This is a genomic window from Burkholderia sp. AcTa6-5 (genome assembly GCF_017815075.1).
Lineage (GTDB): Bacteria > Pseudomonadota > Gammaproteobacteria > Burkholderiales > Burkholderiaceae > Burkholderia > Burkholderia sola.
In genome coordinates this window covers 39,677-55,663 of the sequence record NZ_JAGIQE010000006.1, presented here as the reverse complement: position 1 = coordinate 55,663, position 15,987 = coordinate 39,677, and the positions used below count along the sequence as shown (strand labels likewise).

General features: G+C 65.9%; 15 protein-coding genes. 5 read left to right on the top strand and 10 right to left on the bottom strand.

From position 1 onward, the window contains the following. Positions 1 to 187: 187 nt before the first annotated feature. The 4 genes from J8I33_RS10330 to ccsA all read right to left on the bottom strand — a co-directional run bounded on the left by J8I33_RS10330 (position 188) and on the right by ccsA (position 5,457). Entirely contained in the window at positions 188 to 3,190 is a 3,003-nt protein-coding gene (locus tag J8I33_RS10330; protein ID WP_050013876.1) for a ribonucleoside-diphosphate reductase subunit alpha, read from the bottom strand. Between the two features lie 452 nt (positions 3,191 to 3,642). Continuing rightward, positions 3,643 to 4,233 carry a 1,6-anhydro-N-acetylmuramyl-L-alanine amidase AmpD gene (gene ampD, locus J8I33_RS10325; protein WP_050013877.1) on the bottom strand — a complete coding sequence of 197 codons (591 nt, stop codon included), beginning with the start codon at positions 4,231 to 4,233 and terminating at the stop codon, positions 3,643 to 3,645. Then, positions 4,230 to 4,550 carry a PP0621 family protein gene (locus tag J8I33_RS10320; protein ID WP_124556627.1) on the bottom strand — a complete coding sequence of 107 codons (321 nt, stop codon included), beginning with the start codon at positions 4,548 to 4,550 and terminating at the stop codon, positions 4,230 to 4,232. Before J8I33_RS10320 ends, ampD begins: the two co-directional genes overlap by 4 nt. 13 nt (positions 4,551 to 4,563) lie before the next feature. Continuing rightward, positions 4,564 to 5,457, bottom strand: coding sequence for a cytochrome c biogenesis protein CcsA (ccsA, locus tag J8I33_RS10315; RefSeq protein ID WP_050013879.1), 894 nt, complete (start codon positions 5,455 to 5,457; stop codon positions 4,564 to 4,566). Positions 5,458 to 5,546: 89 nt separating this feature from the next. Here ccsA and ffh point away from each other — a divergent pair, with 89 nt between their 5' ends. After that, on the top strand, positions 5,547 to 6,914 hold the full coding sequence (gene ffh, locus J8I33_RS10310; protein WP_209935300.1) for a signal recognition particle protein: 1,368 nt from the start codon (positions 5,547 to 5,549) through the stop codon (positions 6,912 to 6,914). A gap of 94 nt (positions 6,915 to 7,008) precedes the next feature. After that, positions 7,009 to 7,560 carry a hypoxanthine-guanine phosphoribosyltransferase gene (locus tag J8I33_RS10305; protein ID WP_023477519.1) on the top strand — a complete coding sequence of 184 codons (552 nt, stop codon included), beginning with the start codon at positions 7,009 to 7,011 and terminating at the stop codon, positions 7,558 to 7,560. An 89-nt stretch (positions 7,561 to 7,649) separates the two neighbouring features. Here the strand turns inward: J8I33_RS10305 and J8I33_RS10300 are convergent, their stop codons facing one another. Together J8I33_RS10300 and J8I33_RS10295 are read right to left on the bottom strand one after the other, a co-directional pair. Beyond that, positions 7,650 to 8,258: a MarC family protein gene (locus J8I33_RS10300; protein ID WP_050013881.1), complete on the bottom strand. Its 609-nt coding sequence runs from the start codon at positions 8,256 to 8,258 to the stop codon at positions 7,650 to 7,652. A 21-nt stretch (positions 8,259 to 8,279) separates the two neighbouring features. Next, on the bottom strand, positions 8,280 to 10,016 hold the full coding sequence (locus J8I33_RS10295; protein WP_050013882.1) for a proline--tRNA ligase: 1,737 nt from the start codon (positions 10,014 to 10,016) through the stop codon (positions 8,280 to 8,282). A 218-nt stretch (positions 10,017 to 10,234) separates the two neighbouring features. Between J8I33_RS10295 and J8I33_RS10290 the strand changes: the two genes are divergently transcribed. Together J8I33_RS10290 and J8I33_RS10285 are read left to right on the top strand one after the other, a co-directional pair. After that, entirely contained in the window at positions 10,235 to 10,879 is a 645-nt protein-coding gene (locus J8I33_RS10290) for an RNA pyrophosphohydrolase (RefSeq protein WP_050013883.1), read from the top strand. Between the two features lie 13 nt (positions 10,880 to 10,892). After that, entirely contained in the window at positions 10,893 to 11,501 is a 609-nt protein-coding gene (locus tag J8I33_RS10285; RefSeq protein ID WP_050013884.1) for a CNP1-like family protein, read from the top strand. A gap of 98 nt (positions 11,502 to 11,599) precedes the next feature. Here the strand turns inward: J8I33_RS10285 and proB are convergent, their stop codons facing one another. From proB to rplU, 4 genes are all read right to left on the bottom strand, one after another. Then, the gene (gene proB, locus J8I33_RS10280; protein ID WP_050013885.1) at positions 11,600 to 12,718 is read right to left on the bottom strand and encodes a glutamate 5-kinase; all 1,119 of its coding nucleotides are present in this window, start codon (positions 12,716 to 12,718) and stop codon (positions 11,600 to 11,602) included. A gap of 97 nt (positions 12,719 to 12,815) precedes the next feature. Then, on the bottom strand, positions 12,816 to 13,928 hold the full coding sequence (gene obgE, locus J8I33_RS10275; protein WP_050013886.1) for a GTPase ObgE: 1,113 nt from the start codon (positions 13,926 to 13,928) through the stop codon (positions 12,816 to 12,818). Between the two features lie 186 nt (positions 13,929 to 14,114). Next, positions 14,115 to 14,378 (bottom strand): 50S ribosomal protein L27, encoded by a 264-nt coding sequence (gene rpmA / locus J8I33_RS10270; RefSeq protein ID WP_006476999.1) that lies wholly within the window; start codon positions 14,376 to 14,378, stop codon positions 14,115 to 14,117. Between the two features lie 24 nt (positions 14,379 to 14,402). Further along, positions 14,403 to 14,714, bottom strand: coding sequence for a 50S ribosomal protein L21 (gene rplU / locus J8I33_RS10265; RefSeq protein WP_004194344.1), 312 nt, complete (start codon positions 14,712 to 14,714; stop codon positions 14,403 to 14,405). 210 nt (positions 14,715 to 14,924) lie between these two features. Here rplU and J8I33_RS10260 point away from each other — a divergent pair, with 210 nt between their 5' ends. After that, a complete protein-coding gene (locus J8I33_RS10260; protein ID WP_050013887.1) occupies positions 14,925 to 15,920 on the top strand; it encodes a polyprenyl synthetase family protein in 996 nt (331 codons plus the stop codon). Positions 15,921 to 15,987: the final 67 nt, after the last annotated feature.

The window sequence follows — 15,987 nt, the reverse complement described above, 5'->3', positions numbered from 1 at the left end:
GACGCATCGAACGCCGATCGAAACGCGACGCCGTCGGAGATGTTTCGATCGCTTGTCATTGCCTGCAACGCAGGTGTCGCGTTACAGATTCCTTATCATTTTTTTAGTTGAGCGCGGCGCACACTTCAACCTCGATCGGTCGTCGTGTGCGCCGCGCAGGCCTGCTTCTCAGGTCAGGCGCACTGCGTTACTGGCACGCTTCGCACTCGTCGAAGCCGGGGTCGCCCGGACGCATCGTGCACACCGGACCATCCGCTTCGACCGGCGCGAGTGCCGGCGCCGCGTTGACCGCGCCCGACGACGCACCGCCGCCCGCCGCACCGAAGCCGCCCGCCGCGCCTTGCGCGCCGCCGCTGCTCGAGCCGCCACCCGCACCGCCCGTCGGCACTGCGTTCAGCGCGCCGTGTGCGACCGTCGACTTCTCGACGTGCGTCGCCGCCATCGTGCGGAGGTAGTAGGTCGTCTTCAGGCCGCGCAGCCATGCGAGCTTGTAGGTCTCGTCGAGCTTCTTGCCCGACGCGCCGCCCATGTAGATGTTCAGCGACTGCGCCTGGTCGATCCACTTCTGGCGACGCGATGCCGCTTCGACCAGCCACGTCGGGTCGACCTCGAACGCGGTCGCGTAGATCGCGCGCAGGTCGGCCGGGATGCGGTCGATGCGCGACAGCATGCCGTCGAAATACTTCAGGTCGGCGACCATCACTTCGTCCCACAGGCCGCGTTCCTTCAGATCGCGGACGAGGTACTCGTTCACCACCGTGAATTCGCCCGACAGGTTCGACTTCACGTACAGGTTCTGGAAGGTCGGCTCGATACAGGCCGACACGCCGATGATGTTCGAGATCGTCGCCGTCGGCGCGATCGCGACGCAGTTCGAGTTGCGCATGCCGTGCGCGGCGATCCGCGAACGCAGCGTCGTCCAGTCGAGCGATTCCGACGTGTCGACCTCGACGTAGCCGCCGCGCGCCTCCGTCAGCAGCTTCAGCGTGTCCTGCGGGAGGATGCCGCGATCCCACAGCGAGCCGCGGTAGCTCGAGTAGCGGCCGCGCTCTTCGGCCAGCTCGGTCGACGCGTAGTACGCGTAGTAGCAGACGGCTTCCATCGAACGGTCGGCGAACTCGACCGCCTCTTGCGACGCGTACGGCGTGCGCAGCAGGTGCAGGCAGTCCTGGAAGCCCATGATGCCCATGCCGACCGGGCGGTGCTTCAGGTTCGAGTTACGCGCCTTCGGCACCGCGTAGTAGTTGATGTCGATCACGTTGTCGAGCATGCGCATCGCGACGCTGATCGTGCGCTTGAGCTTGTCGTGGTCGAGCGCGTAGCTGCCGTCGGCCTGCTTCACCAGGTGGGCGACGAGGTTCACCGAGCCCAGGTTGCACACCGCGATTTCGGTGTCGCTCGTATTCAGCGTGATTTCCGTGCACAGGTTCGACGAATGGACGACGCCGACGTGCTGCTGCGGCGAGCGCACGTTGCACGGATCCTTGAACGTGATCCACGGGTGGCCCGTCTCGAACAGCATGCCGAGCATCTTGCGCCACAGCTGCTGCGCCGGGATCTTCTTGAACAGCTTGATCTCGCCGCGCGCGACCTTGTCTTCGTAAGCCGTGTAAGCCTTCTCGAATTCGGCGCCGAACTTGTCGTGCAGGTCCGGGCAGGTCGACGGCGAGAACAGCGTCCAGTCGGCGCCTTCCATCACGCGCTTCATGAACAGGTCGGGAATCCAGTTCGCCGTGTTCATGTCGTGCGTACGGCGACGGTCGTCACCGGTGTTCTTGCGCAACTCCAGGAACTCCTCGATGTCGAGGTGCCACGATTCGAGGTACGCGCAGACCGCGCCCTTGCGCTTGCCGCCCTGGTTCACCGCGACGGCCGTGTCGTTCACGACCTTCAGGAACGGCACCACGCCTTGCGACTTGCCGTTCGTGCCCTTGATATGCGAGCCGAGGGCGCGCACGCGCGTCCAGTCGTTGCCGAGGCCGCCGGCGAACTTCGACAGCAGCGCGTTTTCCTTCAGCGCTTCGTAGATGCCGTCGAGATCGTCCGCGACCGTCGTCAGGTAGCACGACGACAGCTGCGAGCGGTGCGTGCCCGAGTTGAACAGCGTCGGCGTCGAGCTCATGAAGTCGAAGCTCGACAGCACGTTGTAGAACTCGATCGCGCGCGTTTCGCGGTCGATCTCGTTCAGCGACAGGCCCATCGCGACGCGCATGAAGAATGCCTGCGGCATTTCGATGCGGGTGCCTTCGACGTGCAGGAAGTAGCGGTCGTACAGCGTCTGCAGGCCGAGGTAGCCGAACTGCAGGTCGCGGTTCGCGTCGAGCGCTTCGCCGAGGCGCTTCAGGTCGAACTGCAGCAGCTTGTCGTCGAGCAGGCCGGCGTCGACGCCGCGCTTCAGGAACTGCGGGAAGTATTCGGCGTAGCGGGTCGACATCTCGGCCTGCACGACTTCCTCGCCGAGAATCTCGCGACGGATCGTGTGCAGCAGGATGCGGGCCGTGACCTGGCTGTACGCCGGGTCCTTTTCGATCATCGTGCGCGCCGCGAGGATCGCCGAGTCGTAGACCTGGCTCATCGGCACGCCGTCGTACAGGTTCTTCACCGTCTCCGCGACGATCGGGTCAGGGTTAACCGCAGCGCCGAGGCCGTCGCACGCCGACACGATCAGCGCGCGCAGCGCGTTCAGGTCGAGCGGGCGCGTGACGCCGTTGTCGACGACGTTGATGCCGGTGGTCGACTCGCCGCCCGCTGCCGCCGCTTCCTCGCCCGCATGCTGGCGCTCGAGGTGACGCTTCTCGCGATACAGCACGTACGCACGCGCGACGTTGTGCTCGCCGCCGCGCATCAGCGCGAGTTCGACCTGGTCCTGGATGTCTTCGATATGGAACGTACCGCCGTTCGGGCGGCTGCGCACGAGCGCGCGAACGACGTTGTGCGTCAGTTGTTCGACCTGCTCGCGCACGCGCGCCGATGCCGCGCCCTGCCCGCCATTGACGGCCAGGAAAGCCTTGGTCACCGCGATCGCGATCTTCGAAGGTTCGAACGACACCACGCTGCCGTTGCGGCGGATCACCTTGTAGTCGGCGAACGTGGCCTGCGGCGCGAGCGCCTTCGCGCCCTGTTCGGTCCCGCCGAGCGGACGGCTCGAGGCGCTCTCGTACTGGGACGTCGCGTTGTCGGTGGTTTGCATGTGCAAAGCTCCTGGTGTTGGATGGTGCGGAGAGAACCGCGGATTAAAACGAACGCTGCGCAATGCGGTGCGCGAGCGGTAAGAGGCGAGCGATGCGCCGGGGAAGCCGGTTCGGTCGATGCGCGACAACCCAGCCGGTCGTGTGCTTCGTCATGTGTACCCTGCCCCGTCGATGTTCGCTGCGCTGGTCGCGACGCCCGGACCGCCCGGCCTGACGCGCCGCCGTGAGAACCCTGTCCGCCGACGTTGCCCGCCGGCCGGTGCCGCTCGGGTTTTCCCCTGCGACACACACTATATCTAGTACAGAACTGCTCAACTGGCACCAAGTATAGTGGACATTCGGAGGACGTCCAAACGGATAATTTGCGGCGAAGGTCTTGACATCGCTCGCGCGCAGACACGGCAAGGCATTGGTCGGAGAAAAAACTTTCTCCGCTCAAAAAACCCCGCGATCAGTGCTGACGGAAAGGAAAGTATTCGGCGGAAAAACCGGCATCGCTCGCGAAGCGTTGCCAATCGAAGTGCGGGCCCGGGTCGGTCTTGCGGCCCGGCGCGACGTCCGAGTGACCCGCGAACGCGTCGACCGGATAGTGCGCGGCGAGCGCGCGGGAGAGCGCGGCGAGCACCGCGTATTGCGCATCGTCGAACGGGACGTCGTCCGCGCCTTCGAGCTCGATGCCGATCGAGAAATCGTTGCAGCGGGTGCGGCCGAAGAACTCGGACGAGCCCGCGTGCCACGCGCGCTCGTCGCACGACACGAACTGCACGAGTTCGCCGCCGCGGCGGATCAGGAAATGGGCGGACACGCGCACGCCGCGCAGGTGGCGCTGGTAATAGGGGTGCGCATCGCAGTCGAGGCGATTCAGGAACAGCGCCTCGATCGCGTCGCCGCCGAATTCGCCGGGCGGCAGGCTGATGTTGTGGACGACCACGAGCGTCGGCGCCGCACCCGCGGGCCGCGCCTCGAAGTTCGGCGACGGCGCATGGCGCGCTTCGCGCACCCAGCCGTTCGCGTCGACCGACAACACCGGCGCGTCGCTCATCGCGCGTCGCGGCCGTTCACGCGCGTGGCGTGGCGCTGCGCATGCTCGGCGCTGCAGAAGTATTCGCCGCTCGCGGCGACGGCGTCGCCCTTCGGCGCGTGCACGCCGCATTCGGCGCAACGCACCATCGGCTCGGGCAGCGACCGCGCGTCGCCGTTCGGGCGCGCGGCGCCACCACCGGCACCGGCACCAGGCGCGCCGTCGTAACCGGCGCCGCGGCCGGTGCGCGCCTGCGCCTGTTCCTGCGCGTGGCGCAGCTTGCGCGCGAGCCAAGAACCGGCGAAGAAGAGAAGGATCAGGAGAAGAATCTGTCGCATCGGAAACCTGCGGTCAAACCACGGAGCGGTGCAGCAGCACCTCGAACACGAATCGGCTGCCGACATACGCGAGCAGCAGCGCGGCGAACGACACGAGCACCCAGCGCGCGGCGCCGCGGCCGCGCCAGCCCGACGTCTTGCGGGCGACCAGCAGGCCGCCGAACATCAGCCACGACAGGATCGCGAACACCGTCTTGTGGTCGAGCCGCAACGCGCGCGCGTCGACCTGTTCGCTGAACAGGATGCCCGACGCGAGCGTCAGCGTCAGCAGCACGAAGCCGGCGCCGATCAGGCGGAACAGCAGCTTCTCGAGCGTGAGCAGCGGCGGCAGCGTTTCGAGCCAGCTCGCGATCCAGCCGGTCGAGCCGTCGCGCCCGCCGTGCCGCAGCGACTGCAGGCGCCGCTCGACCATCAGCATCAGGATCGCGTGCAGCGCGGCGATCGCGAAAAGGCCGTACGCGATGTTCGCGATCAGGAAATGCAGCTTGAACAGCGGCGCTGCGGCATAAGGCAGCACCCGCACGCCGCCGAACACGAGCGGCAGCAGCGACGCGCCGCACGCGAGCGGCAGCACCAGCAGGCGCAGGCTGTCGAGCGGGAAGAAGAAGCTCTCGATCCAGTAGATGCCGGCGCCGAGCCAGAACATCGCGGACAGCGCGAACGCGAAGCCGAACACCATCGCGTCGTTCGGAAAGATCGTCATGTGGAGCAGCACGCCGTGCGCGAGCAGCGCGGCGAACAGCAGCGCGCGACCGGCCCCGCTCATCCCGGACGCGGCCGATGCAGGGACCGGCACGGCCGGCACGCTCGCGACGAGCGGCGTCGCGCCCTGGCGATGCGTGCGCCAGCCTGCGACGGCGAGGCCGCCGTACAGGAATGCGGTGAGGGCATACAGTACAATATCCATGTTCGAAGTTTACACTAGGCCCCCTTCCCGCGACGGCTCCCTTTGTTCGGTTCCGCCGCGCCTTCGGGCCCCACTGTCCATCGCTCCCCATGCTCGACAATCTCACTCAACGGATGGCGCGCGTCGTCAAGACGCTGCGCGGCGAGGCCCGGCTCACCGAGGCGAACACGCAGGAGATGCTCCGCGAGGTGCGTCTCGCGCTGCTGGAAGCCGACGTGTCGCTGCCGGTCGTCCGCGAATTCATCGCCAAGGTCAAGGAAAAGGCGCTCGGCGAAGAAGTGATCAGCAGCCTGTCGCCGGGCCAGGCGCTCGTCGGCGTGGTCCAGAAGGAACTGACCGCCGTGATCGGCGGCGACTACGAAGGCAAGGCCGCCGAGCTGAACCTCGCGGTCACACCGCCCGCCGTGATCCTGATGGCCGGCCTGCAGGGCGCGGGCAAGACCACGACCGTCGGCAAGCTCGCGAAGCTGCTGCGCGAGAAGTACAAGAAGAAGGTGCTCACGGTGTCGTGCGACGTGTATCGGCCGGCCGCGATCATGCAGCTGAAAACGGTGACCGAGCAGGTCGGCGCCGACTTCTTCCCGTCCACGCCGGACCAGAAGCCCGTCGACATCGCGCTCGCGGCCGTCGACTGGGCGAAGCGCCACTACCATGACGTGCTGCTCGTCGACACGGCCGGCCGCCTCGGCATCGACGAGGCGATGATGCAGGAAATCGCCGCGCTGCACGGTGCGCTGAAGCCGGCCGAAACGCTGTTCGTCGTCGACGCGATGCTCGGCCAGGATGCCGTCAACACCGCGAAGGCGTTCAACGACACGCTGCCGCTCACCGGCGTCGTGCTGACCAAGCTCGACGGCGACTCGCGCGGCGGCGCCGCGCTGTCGGTGCGTCACGTCACGGGCAAGCCGATCAAGTTCGTCGGCGTCGCCGAGAAGCTCGACGGCCTCGAGGTGTTCCACCCCGACCGGATGGCGAACCGGATCCTCGGCATGGGCGACATCCTCGCGCTCGTCGAGGAAGCGCAGCGCGGCGTCGATGTCCAGGCCGCGCAGAAGCTCGCCGACAAGGTCAAGAAAGGCGGCGATTTCGACCTGAACGATTTCCGCGCGCAGATCTCGCAGATGAAGAACATGGGCGGTTTGTCGTCGCTGATGGACAAACTCCCCGCGCAATTCCAGCAGGCGGCGGCCGGCGCCGACATGAGCCAGGCCGAGAAGTCGATCCGCCGGATGGAAGGCATCATCAGCTCGATGACGCCCGCCGAGCGCGCGAAACCCGAAATCATCAAGGCGACGCGCAAGCGCCGCATTGCGGCCGGCGCGGGCGTGCCGGTGCAGGAAGTCAACCGGATGCTGAACCAGTACGACCAGATGCGTACGATGATGAAGAAGCTGAAGGGCGGCAACATGCAGAAGATGATGCGCGGCCTGAAAGGCATGATGCCCGGCATGCGCTGATTACGTCCGTCGGCCGGCGCGCGGGTTTTTGCCGTAGCGCGCGCCTGCCGTTCTGCTTCATCCTTATTTGTATACCGACTGCCCGCCAGAACACATGAACCGCGAAGAAGCCCTCCACATTTTCGACCACTCCGAAGAGATCGTCTCGGCCGACGCCGTCAATGCGTCGATCTCGAAGATGGCCGACGCGATCCGCGCCGAGATCGGCGACGCGTTCCCGCTCGTTCTCTCGGTGATGGGCGGCGCTGCGGTGTTTACCGGGATGCTGCTGCCGCATCTCGATTTCCCGCTCGAATTCGACTACATCCACCTGACCCGCTACCGCAACACGACGCAGGGCAGCCCGGAGATGCACTGGCGCGTCGCGCCGCGCGAATCGGTGAAGGACCGCATCGTGCTCGTACTCGACGACATCCTCGACGAAGGCGAGACGATGGCCGCGATCCGCGACCGCATCCTCGACATGGGCGCGAAGCGCTTCATGTCGGCCGTGCTGTGCGAGAAGACGCTCGCGAAGGCGAAACCGCTGCACCCCGACTTCTGCGGCTTCTCGGTGCCGGACCGCTACGTGTTCGGCTGCGGGATGGACGCGAAGGGCTACTGGCGCAACCTGCCGACGATCCGCGCGCTGACCGCGAACGTCTGATCGCCGCGCTGTCCGCTATATAAATAGAAAGCGGCGCTCCGGTTGCCCGGAGCGCCGCTTTTTTTCGTCGGCCCGCCGCGCCGCCCGCGCTACGGCTGCAACTGGTGCACGAACGCGCGAATGCCCGCGAGCAGCATCTCGACCGAGATCGCGACGAGCACGAGGCCCATCAGCCGCTCGAACGCGGCGACGGTCCGCTCGCCGAGCCACGCCTGAATCCGTTCGGCCAGCACCAGCGTGATCGCGCAGACGATCATCGTGACCGTCAGCGCGCCGACCCACTCGAGCATTTTGCCGGGCGCCTGCGACGTCAGCAGCATCACCGTCGCGAGCGCGGACGGCCCGGCCAGCGCCGGAATCGCGAGCGGCACGATGAACGGCTCGCCGCCCGCGCGCGGATCGCTGCCGAGCGCGCCGTCCGGATGCGGGAAGATCATCCGCAGCGCGATCAGGAACAGCACGATCCCGCCGCCGAGCCGCAGCGACAGGTCGGTGAGGCTCATCATCCGCAGGAAGCGGTCGCCGACCAGCATGAAGAACAGCAGGATCACGAACGCGATCCCCACTTCGCGCAGGATCAGCTTCACGCGCCGCTCGCGCGGCACATCCCGCATCGCCGTGATGAACAGCGGGATGTTGCCGAGCGGATCCGTGATCAGCACGAGGAGCACGGTGGCCGACAGGAACGTGTATTCCATCGTGTCCCCCGGTCGCCGCGCTTAGTGCGCGAGCGCAGCGCGGATCTTTTCGGCGACCGTCGCCGCGGCCGTGTCGGCCGGCAGCAGCGTCGCTTCGGCGTCGCGGCGGCCCTGGTACTCGATCTTGCCTTCCTTCAGGCCGCGCTCGCCGATCACGAGACGATGCGGCACGCCGATCAGCTCCCAGTCGGCAAACATCACGCCCGGGCGCTCGCCGCGATCGTCGAGGATCACGTCGATGCCGGCCGCGACGAGTTCCGCGTACAGCTTGTCGGCCGTCTCGCGCACCATGTCGCTGCGGTCATAGCCCATCGGGCACAGCACCACCTCGAACGGCGCGATCGACTCGGGCCAGATGATCCCGCGGTCGTCGAAGTTCTGTTCGATCGCCGCGCCGAGAATACGCGTGATGCCCACGCCGTAGCAGCCCATCAGCATCGGCTGCGGCTTGCCCGACTCGTCGAGGAACGTCGCGCCCATCGCTTCCGAGTACTTGGTGCCGAGCTGGAACACGTGGCCGACTTCGATGCCGCGGCAGATGTCGATCGCGCCCTTGCCGTCCGGCGACGGATCGCCCTTCTTCACGTTGCGCACGTCGGCGACGTCCGGCTCCGGCAGGTCGCGGCCCCAGTTCACGCCCGCGATGTGATAGTCGACCTCGTTCGCACCGACGACGAAATCGCTCATGTTCGCGACCGTACGGTCGGCGATCACCTTCACCGGCTTCTTCGTGCCGACCGGGCCGAGATAGCCCGGCGGCGTGCCGAACCACTCGACGATTTCCTGCTCGGTCGCGAAGCGGTGATTCTTCAGGCCCGGCAGCTTCGACACCTTGATCTCGTTCAGGTCGTGATCGCCGCGCAGCATCACGAGCCAGATGGTCGGCTCGGCGCCTTCGTTGTCGGTCGCGAGCACGATCGACTTGATCGTGCGCTCGAGCGGGATCGCCAGCAGTTCGGCGACGGCCTCGCACTTCGCCTTGCCGGGCGTCGCGACCTTTTCCATCGCTTCGGCCGGCGCCGCGCGCTCAGGCGTCAGCGGCAGCGCTTCGGCCGCCTCGACGTTCGCCGCGAATTCGGACGTCGGGCAGTACGCGATCGCGTCCTCGCCGGTATCGGCGATCACGTGGAACTCGTGCGAGAAGTTGCCGCCGATCGAGCCGCTGTCGGCCGCGACCGCGCGGAACTCGAGGCCCAGGCGCGTGAAGATGCGCACGTACGCGTCGTACATCTTGCGGTACGACTCGTTCAGGCCGGCCGCATCCTTGTCGAACGAATACGCGTCCTTCATGATGAATTCGCGGCCGCGCATCACGCCGAAGCGCGGGCGGATCTCGTCGCGGAACTTCGTCTGGATCTGGTAGAAGTTCACCGGCATCTGCCGGTAGCTCTTGATCTGGTTGCGCGCGATGTCGGTGACGACTTCCTCGTGCGTCGGCCCGATCACGAAATCGTTGTCCTTGCGGTCCTTGAAGCGCAGCAGCTCGGGGCCGTACTGCTCCCAGCGGCCCGACTCCTGCCACAGCTCGGCCGGCTGCACGGCCGGCATCAGCAGCTCGATGGCGCCCGCCCGGTTCATTTCCTCGCGCACGATCGCCTCGACCTTGCGAATCGAACGCAGGCCGACCGGCAGGTAGTTGTAGATGCCGCCGGCGACGCGACGGATCATGCCGGCGCGGACCATCAGCTTGTGGCTGACGATCTCTGCGTCGGCGGGTGCCTCTTTCAGGGTGCCGATAAAGAAACGGGAAGCTTTCATGCGGACGGTTCCAAAAACGGCGCCCCCAGGCGGGGCGCCCGAAAAAGTTTCAAGGTGAAAAAGCGGCGCGCCGCGAACGACGATGGCGCAGATGACGTAGCAGACTAATCAGGGACAATTCAGCCGGTGTGCCCCGCGCGGATTCGCTCCGTCACGGTGCGCAGCGCCCGTTATCTGTTTATAATCAAAGCAATTTTAAAGGATTCGAAGGTGGTTGTATGCTGGATCGTGAAGGCTTTCGCCCGAACGTCGGCATCATCCTCTTGAACGCGCGCAACGAGGTGTTTTGGGGCAAGCGGCTCCGCGAGCATTCCTGGCAGTTTCCTCAAGGTGGGATCAAGTACGGCGAGACCCCCATGCAGGCGATGTACCGGGAACTGCACGAGGAAACGGGCCTGCATCCGGAACACGTCAAGATAATCGGCCGCACCCGCGACTGGTTGCGTTACGAGGTGCCTGACAAGTTCATCAAACGCGAAGTACGCGGTCATTACCGCGGCCAGAAGCAGATCTGGTTCCTGCTGCGGATGGTTGGACGCGATTGCGACATTTGCTTGCGCGCGACCGACCACCCGGAGTTCGATGCGTGGCGCTGGAACGAGTATTGGGTACCGCTCGATGCGGTGATCGAGTTCAAGCGGGATGTCTATCAGTTGGCGCTGACGGAACTGTCGCGCTTCCTGCGCCGCCCGGCGCAGCGAGCCGAGAAGCCGCGCGGGCCGCGTGTGTCGCGCTATCCGCGCGTCATTGGCGCACAGGCTCAAACGCTGACGATTGTCGACGCATCGGTGGTTTGTTCGGAGATCGAAGTGGAAGCGAGCACGCTCGACGAGATGCCGCCCCACGTGATCGTCGGCAAGTGACGGGGCGGACTGCATGACCGGGCGCGACCTTGGTGTCGCGCCCTTTTTTTACGAGGAATGCATATTGAAAGCGATTGCTCTCGCGCTCGCATCGATCGCCGCGATGGCCGCCCTGGCCGGCTGCGCGAACTCGAAAGCGCCGTCCAACAAGGATGACAGCGAGTTCGTGTACCTGCTCGACCGTCAGGGAACCTGGAAGGAAAACGCCGTCGACACGCTGCCGCCGCTGCCGCAAACGGGCGATCTGCTGCCGTTCAACGTGTCGCAGAACACGCCGCTGAAGTTCTTCGTCGATGCGAAGTCGCTCGAGGTCGGCAGCGACGGCGTCGTGCGCTACGCAGTCGTCGTCACGAGCCCGGCCGGTGCGCGCAACGTGAACTACGAAGGCATCCGCTGCGACACCTACGAATGGCGGCAGTACGCCGGCCTGAACTCGGACCACAACGGCTGGGATCGCACCGTCGAGAACGACTGGCGGCGCATCGAGAACGGCGAGCTGAACGCCTACCACTCCGCGCTCTACCAGGACTACTTCTGCGCGAACAAGATGCCGCAGGGCTCGACCCGGCAGATCCTCGAAAACATCCGGTTCCACCGCACCGCGATGACGCAGTTGCGCTGACGGCACGCGATGCGGGTCGTCCGCATCGCCCTCCCGCCGGACAAAAAAGCCCGCATCGCGCGGGCTTTTTCATTTGAACGGCGGCATTTGGCCGGCGCTCACACCAGCACGAGGTTGTCGCGATGAATCAGTTCGGGCTCCAGCATGTAGCCGAGCACGGTCTCGATCTCGCCGCTCGGCTTGCGGTGAATCAGCTTCGTTTCCGCGCTGCTGTAGTTCGTGAGCCCGCGCGCCACCTCGCGCCCGTCCGGGCCGACGCACGCGATCACCTCGCCGCGCGCGAACGCGCCCTGCACGTCGATCACGCCGATCGGCAGCAGGCTCTTGCCGCCGGCCGTCAGCTTCTCGACCGCGCCCGCGTCGATCACGACATGGCCGCGCACCTGCAGATGGTCGGCCATCCATTGCTTGCGTGCCGCCATCCGCGCGGTACGGGCGATCAGTTGCGTGCCGATCGCCTCGCCGGCCGCCAGGCGCACGAGCACGTCGGACTCCCGGCCGCTCGCGATCACGGTATTCGCGCCGCTGTGGGCCGCACGCTTCGCCGCGAGGATCTTCGTCAGCATCCCGCCGCGACCGAGGCTCGAACCGGCCCCGCCCGCCATCGCCTCGAGCTCCGGTGCGCCCGCATTGGCCTCGCCGACGAGCGTCGCATTCGGGTCCTTGCGCGGATCGGCCGTGAACAGCCCCGACTGGTCGGTGAGGATGATCAGCGCATCGCCTTCGATCAGGTTCGCGACGAGCGCGCCGAGCGTGTCGTTGTCGCCGAACTTGATTTCGTCGGTCACGACCGTGTCGTTTTCGTTGATGATCGGCACGACGCCGAGCCGCAGCAGCGTGAGCAGCGTCGAGCGCGCATTCAGGTAGCGCTCGCGGTCCGCCAGATCGGCGTGCGTGAGCAGGATCTGCGCTGTGCGAATGCCGTGCTCGGTGAAGCGGCTCTCGTAGACTTGCGCGAGCCCCATCTGGCCGACCGCGGCAGCGGCCTGCAGCTCGTCGATTTCCCGCGGCCGCTTGCTCCAGCCGAGCCGCTGCATGCCTTCGGCAATCGCGCCCGAACTGACGAGCACGACTTCCTTGCCCTGCGCACGCAACGCGGCGATCTGGGCTGCCCAGCGGCCGATTGCAGCATGATCGAGCCCCTTGCCGTCGTTGGTCACGAGGCTGGAACCCACTTTCACCACCAATCGCTTCGAATCCGCGATGATCGAACGCATCCTGCACTGTCTCCTGTATCTGATGCCGGCCCGCCGGGCGCGATTGAACACCGACGCCGGGCGGCACGCCCGGCGCGTGATCTGACCGCCTGACCGTTCAGGCGTCGTCGCCCGGGGCCGCGCCGCCCTTCGCCGGCGGCGCATCGCGGAAACGCACGTCCGCCGCGAGATCCTCCGCCTCCGCCGCGCGATGCGCGTCCGAATGTTCGGAGAGGTAGTCGTAGATCGCGTAGCACAGTGCTTCGCAGCCCTGGCCCGTCAGCGCCGAGATCTCGAACACGGGGCCGTCCCAGCCGAAACGGTCGAGGAAATCCGCGACGCGCGCCTCGCGCTCGTCTTCCGGCACCATGTCCAGCTTGTTGAGCACGAGCCAGCGCGGCTTCTCGTAGAGCGCCTCGTCATACTTGCGCAGTTCGCCGACGATCGCCGTCGCTTCCGCGACCGGATCGACGCTTTCGTCGAACGGCGCGAGATCGACCAGATGCAGCAGCACGCCGGTACGCTGCAGGTGACGCAGGAATTGATGGCCGAGGCCCGCGCCTTCGGCCGCCCCTTCGATCAGCCCCGGGATATCGGCGATCACGAAGCTCTTGCTCGGGCCGACCCGCACCACGCCGAGATTCGGCGCAAGCGTCGTGAACGGGTAGTCGGCGATCTTCGGCTTCGCATTCGACACCGACGAGATGAAGGTCGACTTCCCCGCGTTCGGCATGCCGAGCAGGCCGACGTCGGCGAGCACCTTCAGCTCGAGCTTCAGCATGCGCCGCTCGCCCGGCTTGCCGTCCGTCTTCTGGCGCGGCGCGCGGTTCGTGCTCGACTTGAAATGCAGGTTGCCGAGACCGCCGGCGCCGCCCTGCGCGAGCATCACCTGCTGATCGTGCTCGGTCAGGTCGGCGATCAGCTCGCCCGTTTCCATGTCGCTGATGATCGTGCCGACCGGCATGCGCAGCGTGACGTCGTCGCCGCCCTTGCCGTAGCAATCCGAGCCGCGACCGTTTTCGCCGTTGCGCGCGAGGTGCTTCTTCGCGTAACGGTAGTCGATCAGCGTGTTGATGTTGCGGTCGGCGATCGCGTAAACGCTGCCGCCCCGGCCGCCGTCGCCGCCGTCCGGCCCGCCGAACGGGACGAATTTCTCGCGGCGCATCGACGCGCTGCCATCGCCTCCGTCGCCGGCGATGACTTCGATTCGTGCTTCGTCAATGAACTTCATTCGTCACTCCGCCCAGTATTTCCGCTATTGTGCCGCGCGCCGGCACGCTTGAACAATCTGCCGTTCGGCCGATCGACCGCCGGTCGCGCGAGGGTCGCCGGTCCGCACTGGCGGGCGGCGACCCAATAAAAAAGGCCCCGCGAAGACTGCGGGGCCTTTCGGCTACGAAGCCCGTGGGTGCCTGACTTAGGCAGCCGCCGGGACGACGATGACCAGATGCTTCTTGTCCGCGCCCTTCGTCGCGAACTTGACGTGACCGTCGACCAGCGCGAACAGGGTGTGATCCTTGCCCATGCCGACGTTCTCGCCAGCGTGCATGCGCGTGCCGCGCTGACGCACGATGATGCCGCCAGCGTTGATTGCCTGGCCGCCGTACACTTTCACGCCGAGACGTTTCGACTCGGAGTCGCGGCCGTTCCGGGAAGAGCCGCCTGCCTTTTTGTGTGCCATCTGATTGCTCCTTTACCGAGGCGCTTACGCGTTGATCGCGTCGATGCGCAGCTCAGTGTAGTTCTGGCGGTGGCCGCCGTGCTTTTGGTAGTGCTTCCGGCGACGCATCTTGAAGATGGTGACCTTGGCATGACGACCGTGCGACACAACGGTGGCCTTGACGGAAGCCCCACTGACCAGCGGCGTACCGAACTGAATCGATTCGCCTTCGCCCACTGCGAGAACCTGGTCGAGCGTGATTTCAGCGTCAATGTCAGCCGGTATCTGTTCTACTTTGAGTTTTTCGCCAACGGCAACCTTGTACTGCTTGCCGCCGGTTTTTATGACCGCGTACATTGAGAACCTCACTCTGGATCCAATTTTTCCGCACACCACGCGCGGAAAACACGTGATTATACATGGGCTTAGCATCCAAGTCAAAGCCGATCGACGATTGCCGCGCGCGGGCTTCGGCCGGACGGCCAAAATCGCGCCGCCGGTACGTCTGACAGACCGGCATATCGCGGATTCGACTTATAATCCGCGGCATCACCCAATTCCATCATCATGTCGTCGTCCACCGCCTCCCCCACCCTCAGCGCCGCCCACCTGCTCGCCCCGATCACCAGCGACATGGAGCAGGTGAATCGCGTTATCCGGCAAAGCCTCGCGTCCGACGTGCTGCTGATCAACCAGATCGCCGAATACATCATCGGCGCGGGCGGCAAGCGGCTGCGTCCGGCGTTGCTGCTGCTCGTCGCCGGCGCGCTCGGCGAAACGTCGCACCAGCGGCACGTGCTGGCCGCCGTCGTCGAGTTCATCCACACGGCCACGCTGCTGCATGACGACGTCGTCGACGAATCCGAGCTGCGCCGCGGCCGCCAGACGGCCAATGCGCTGTTCGGCAACGCGGCGAGCGTGCTGGTAGGCGACTACCTCTACTCGCGCTCGTTCGAGATGATGGTCGGCGTCGGCAAGATGCGCGTGATGGAGATCCTGTCCGAAGCGACGACGATCATTTCGGAAGGCGAGGTGCTGCAGCTCCTCAACATGCACGACGCGGACGTCGACGAAACGCGCTACATGCAGGTGATCCGCTACAAGACGGCGAAGCTGTTCGAGGCGTCGGCGCGCCTGGGCGCGGTGCTCGCGGGCGCCGATGCGCCGACCGAGGCCGCCGCCGCCGAATACGGCCGCCGGATCGGCACCGCGTTCCAGATCATGGACGACTGGCTCGACTATGCGGGCACCGCCGAGGCAATGGGCAAGAATGCCGGCGACGACCTGCGCGAAGGCAAGCCGACGCTGCCGCTCATCTATCTGATCGAGCGCGGCACGCCCGAACAGTCGGCGCTCGCACGCGAGGCGATCGAACACGGCGGCACCGATCGCTTCGACACGATTTTCGAAGCGATCACGCGCTCGGGCGCGCTCGATCACACGCTTGAATGCGCACGCCAGGAAGCGCAGGCGGCCGCCGCGGCGATTGCCGCGTTCCCCGATTCGATCTACAAGGAAAGCCTGCTCGGGTTGTGCTCATACTCGACGTCGCGGCAATCGTAAACACGCCGCGAACGCGAAGCGATGCGTTGTCTCGAAAATTTTCTTCATCAAAGTATTCCCTTTTAGA

Bases quoted from the DNA above. Each gene is read 5' to 3' on its own strand.
- J8I33_RS10330 (WP_050013876.1), bottom strand. From the start codon at position 3,190: ATGCAAACCACCGACAACGCGACGTCCCAGTACGAGAGCGCCTCGAGC.
- ampD (WP_050013877.1), bottom strand. From the start codon at position 4,233: ATGAGCGACGCGCCGGTGTTGTCGGTCGACGCGAACGGCTGGGTGCGC.
- J8I33_RS10320 (WP_124556627.1), bottom strand. From the start codon at position 4,550: ATGCGACAGATTCTTCTCCTGATCCTTCTCTTCTTCGCCGGTTCTTGG.
- ccsA (WP_050013879.1), bottom strand. From the start codon at position 5,457: ATGGATATTGTACTGTATGCCCTCACCGCATTCCTGTACGGCGGCCTC.
- ffh (WP_209935300.1), top strand. From the start codon at position 5,547: ATGCTCGACAATCTCACTCAACGGATGGCGCGCGTCGTCAAGACGCTG.
- J8I33_RS10305 (WP_023477519.1), top strand. From the start codon at position 7,009: ATGAACCGCGAAGAAGCCCTCCACATTTTCGACCACTCCGAAGAGATC.
- J8I33_RS10300 (WP_050013881.1), bottom strand. From the start codon at position 8,258: ATGGAATACACGTTCCTGTCGGCCACCGTGCTCCTCGTGCTGATCACG.
- J8I33_RS10295 (WP_050013882.1), bottom strand. From the start codon at position 10,016: ATGAAAGCTTCCCGTTTCTTTATCGGCACCCTGAAAGAGGCACCCGCC.
- J8I33_RS10290 (WP_050013883.1), top strand. From the start codon at position 10,235: ATGCTGGATCGTGAAGGCTTTCGCCCGAACGTCGGCATCATCCTCTTG.
- J8I33_RS10285 (WP_050013884.1), top strand. From the start codon at position 10,893: ATGACCGGGCGCGACCTTGGTGTCGCGCCCTTTTTTTACGAGGAATGC.
- proB (WP_050013885.1), bottom strand. From the start codon at position 12,718: ATGCGTTCGATCATCGCGGATTCGAAGCGATTGGTGGTGAAAGTGGGT.
- obgE (WP_050013886.1), bottom strand. From the start codon at position 13,928: ATGAAGTTCATTGACGAAGCACGAATCGAAGTCATCGCCGGCGACGGA.
- rpmA (WP_006476999.1), bottom strand. From the start codon at position 14,378: ATGGCACACAAAAAGGCAGGCGGCTCTTCCCGGAACGGCCGCGACTCC.
- rplU (WP_004194344.1), bottom strand. From the start codon at position 14,714: ATGTACGCGGTCATAAAAACCGGCGGCAAGCAGTACAAGGTTGCCGTT.
- J8I33_RS10260 (WP_050013887.1), top strand. From the start codon at position 14,925: ATGTCGTCGTCCACCGCCTCCCCCACCCTCAGCGCCGCCCACCTGCTC.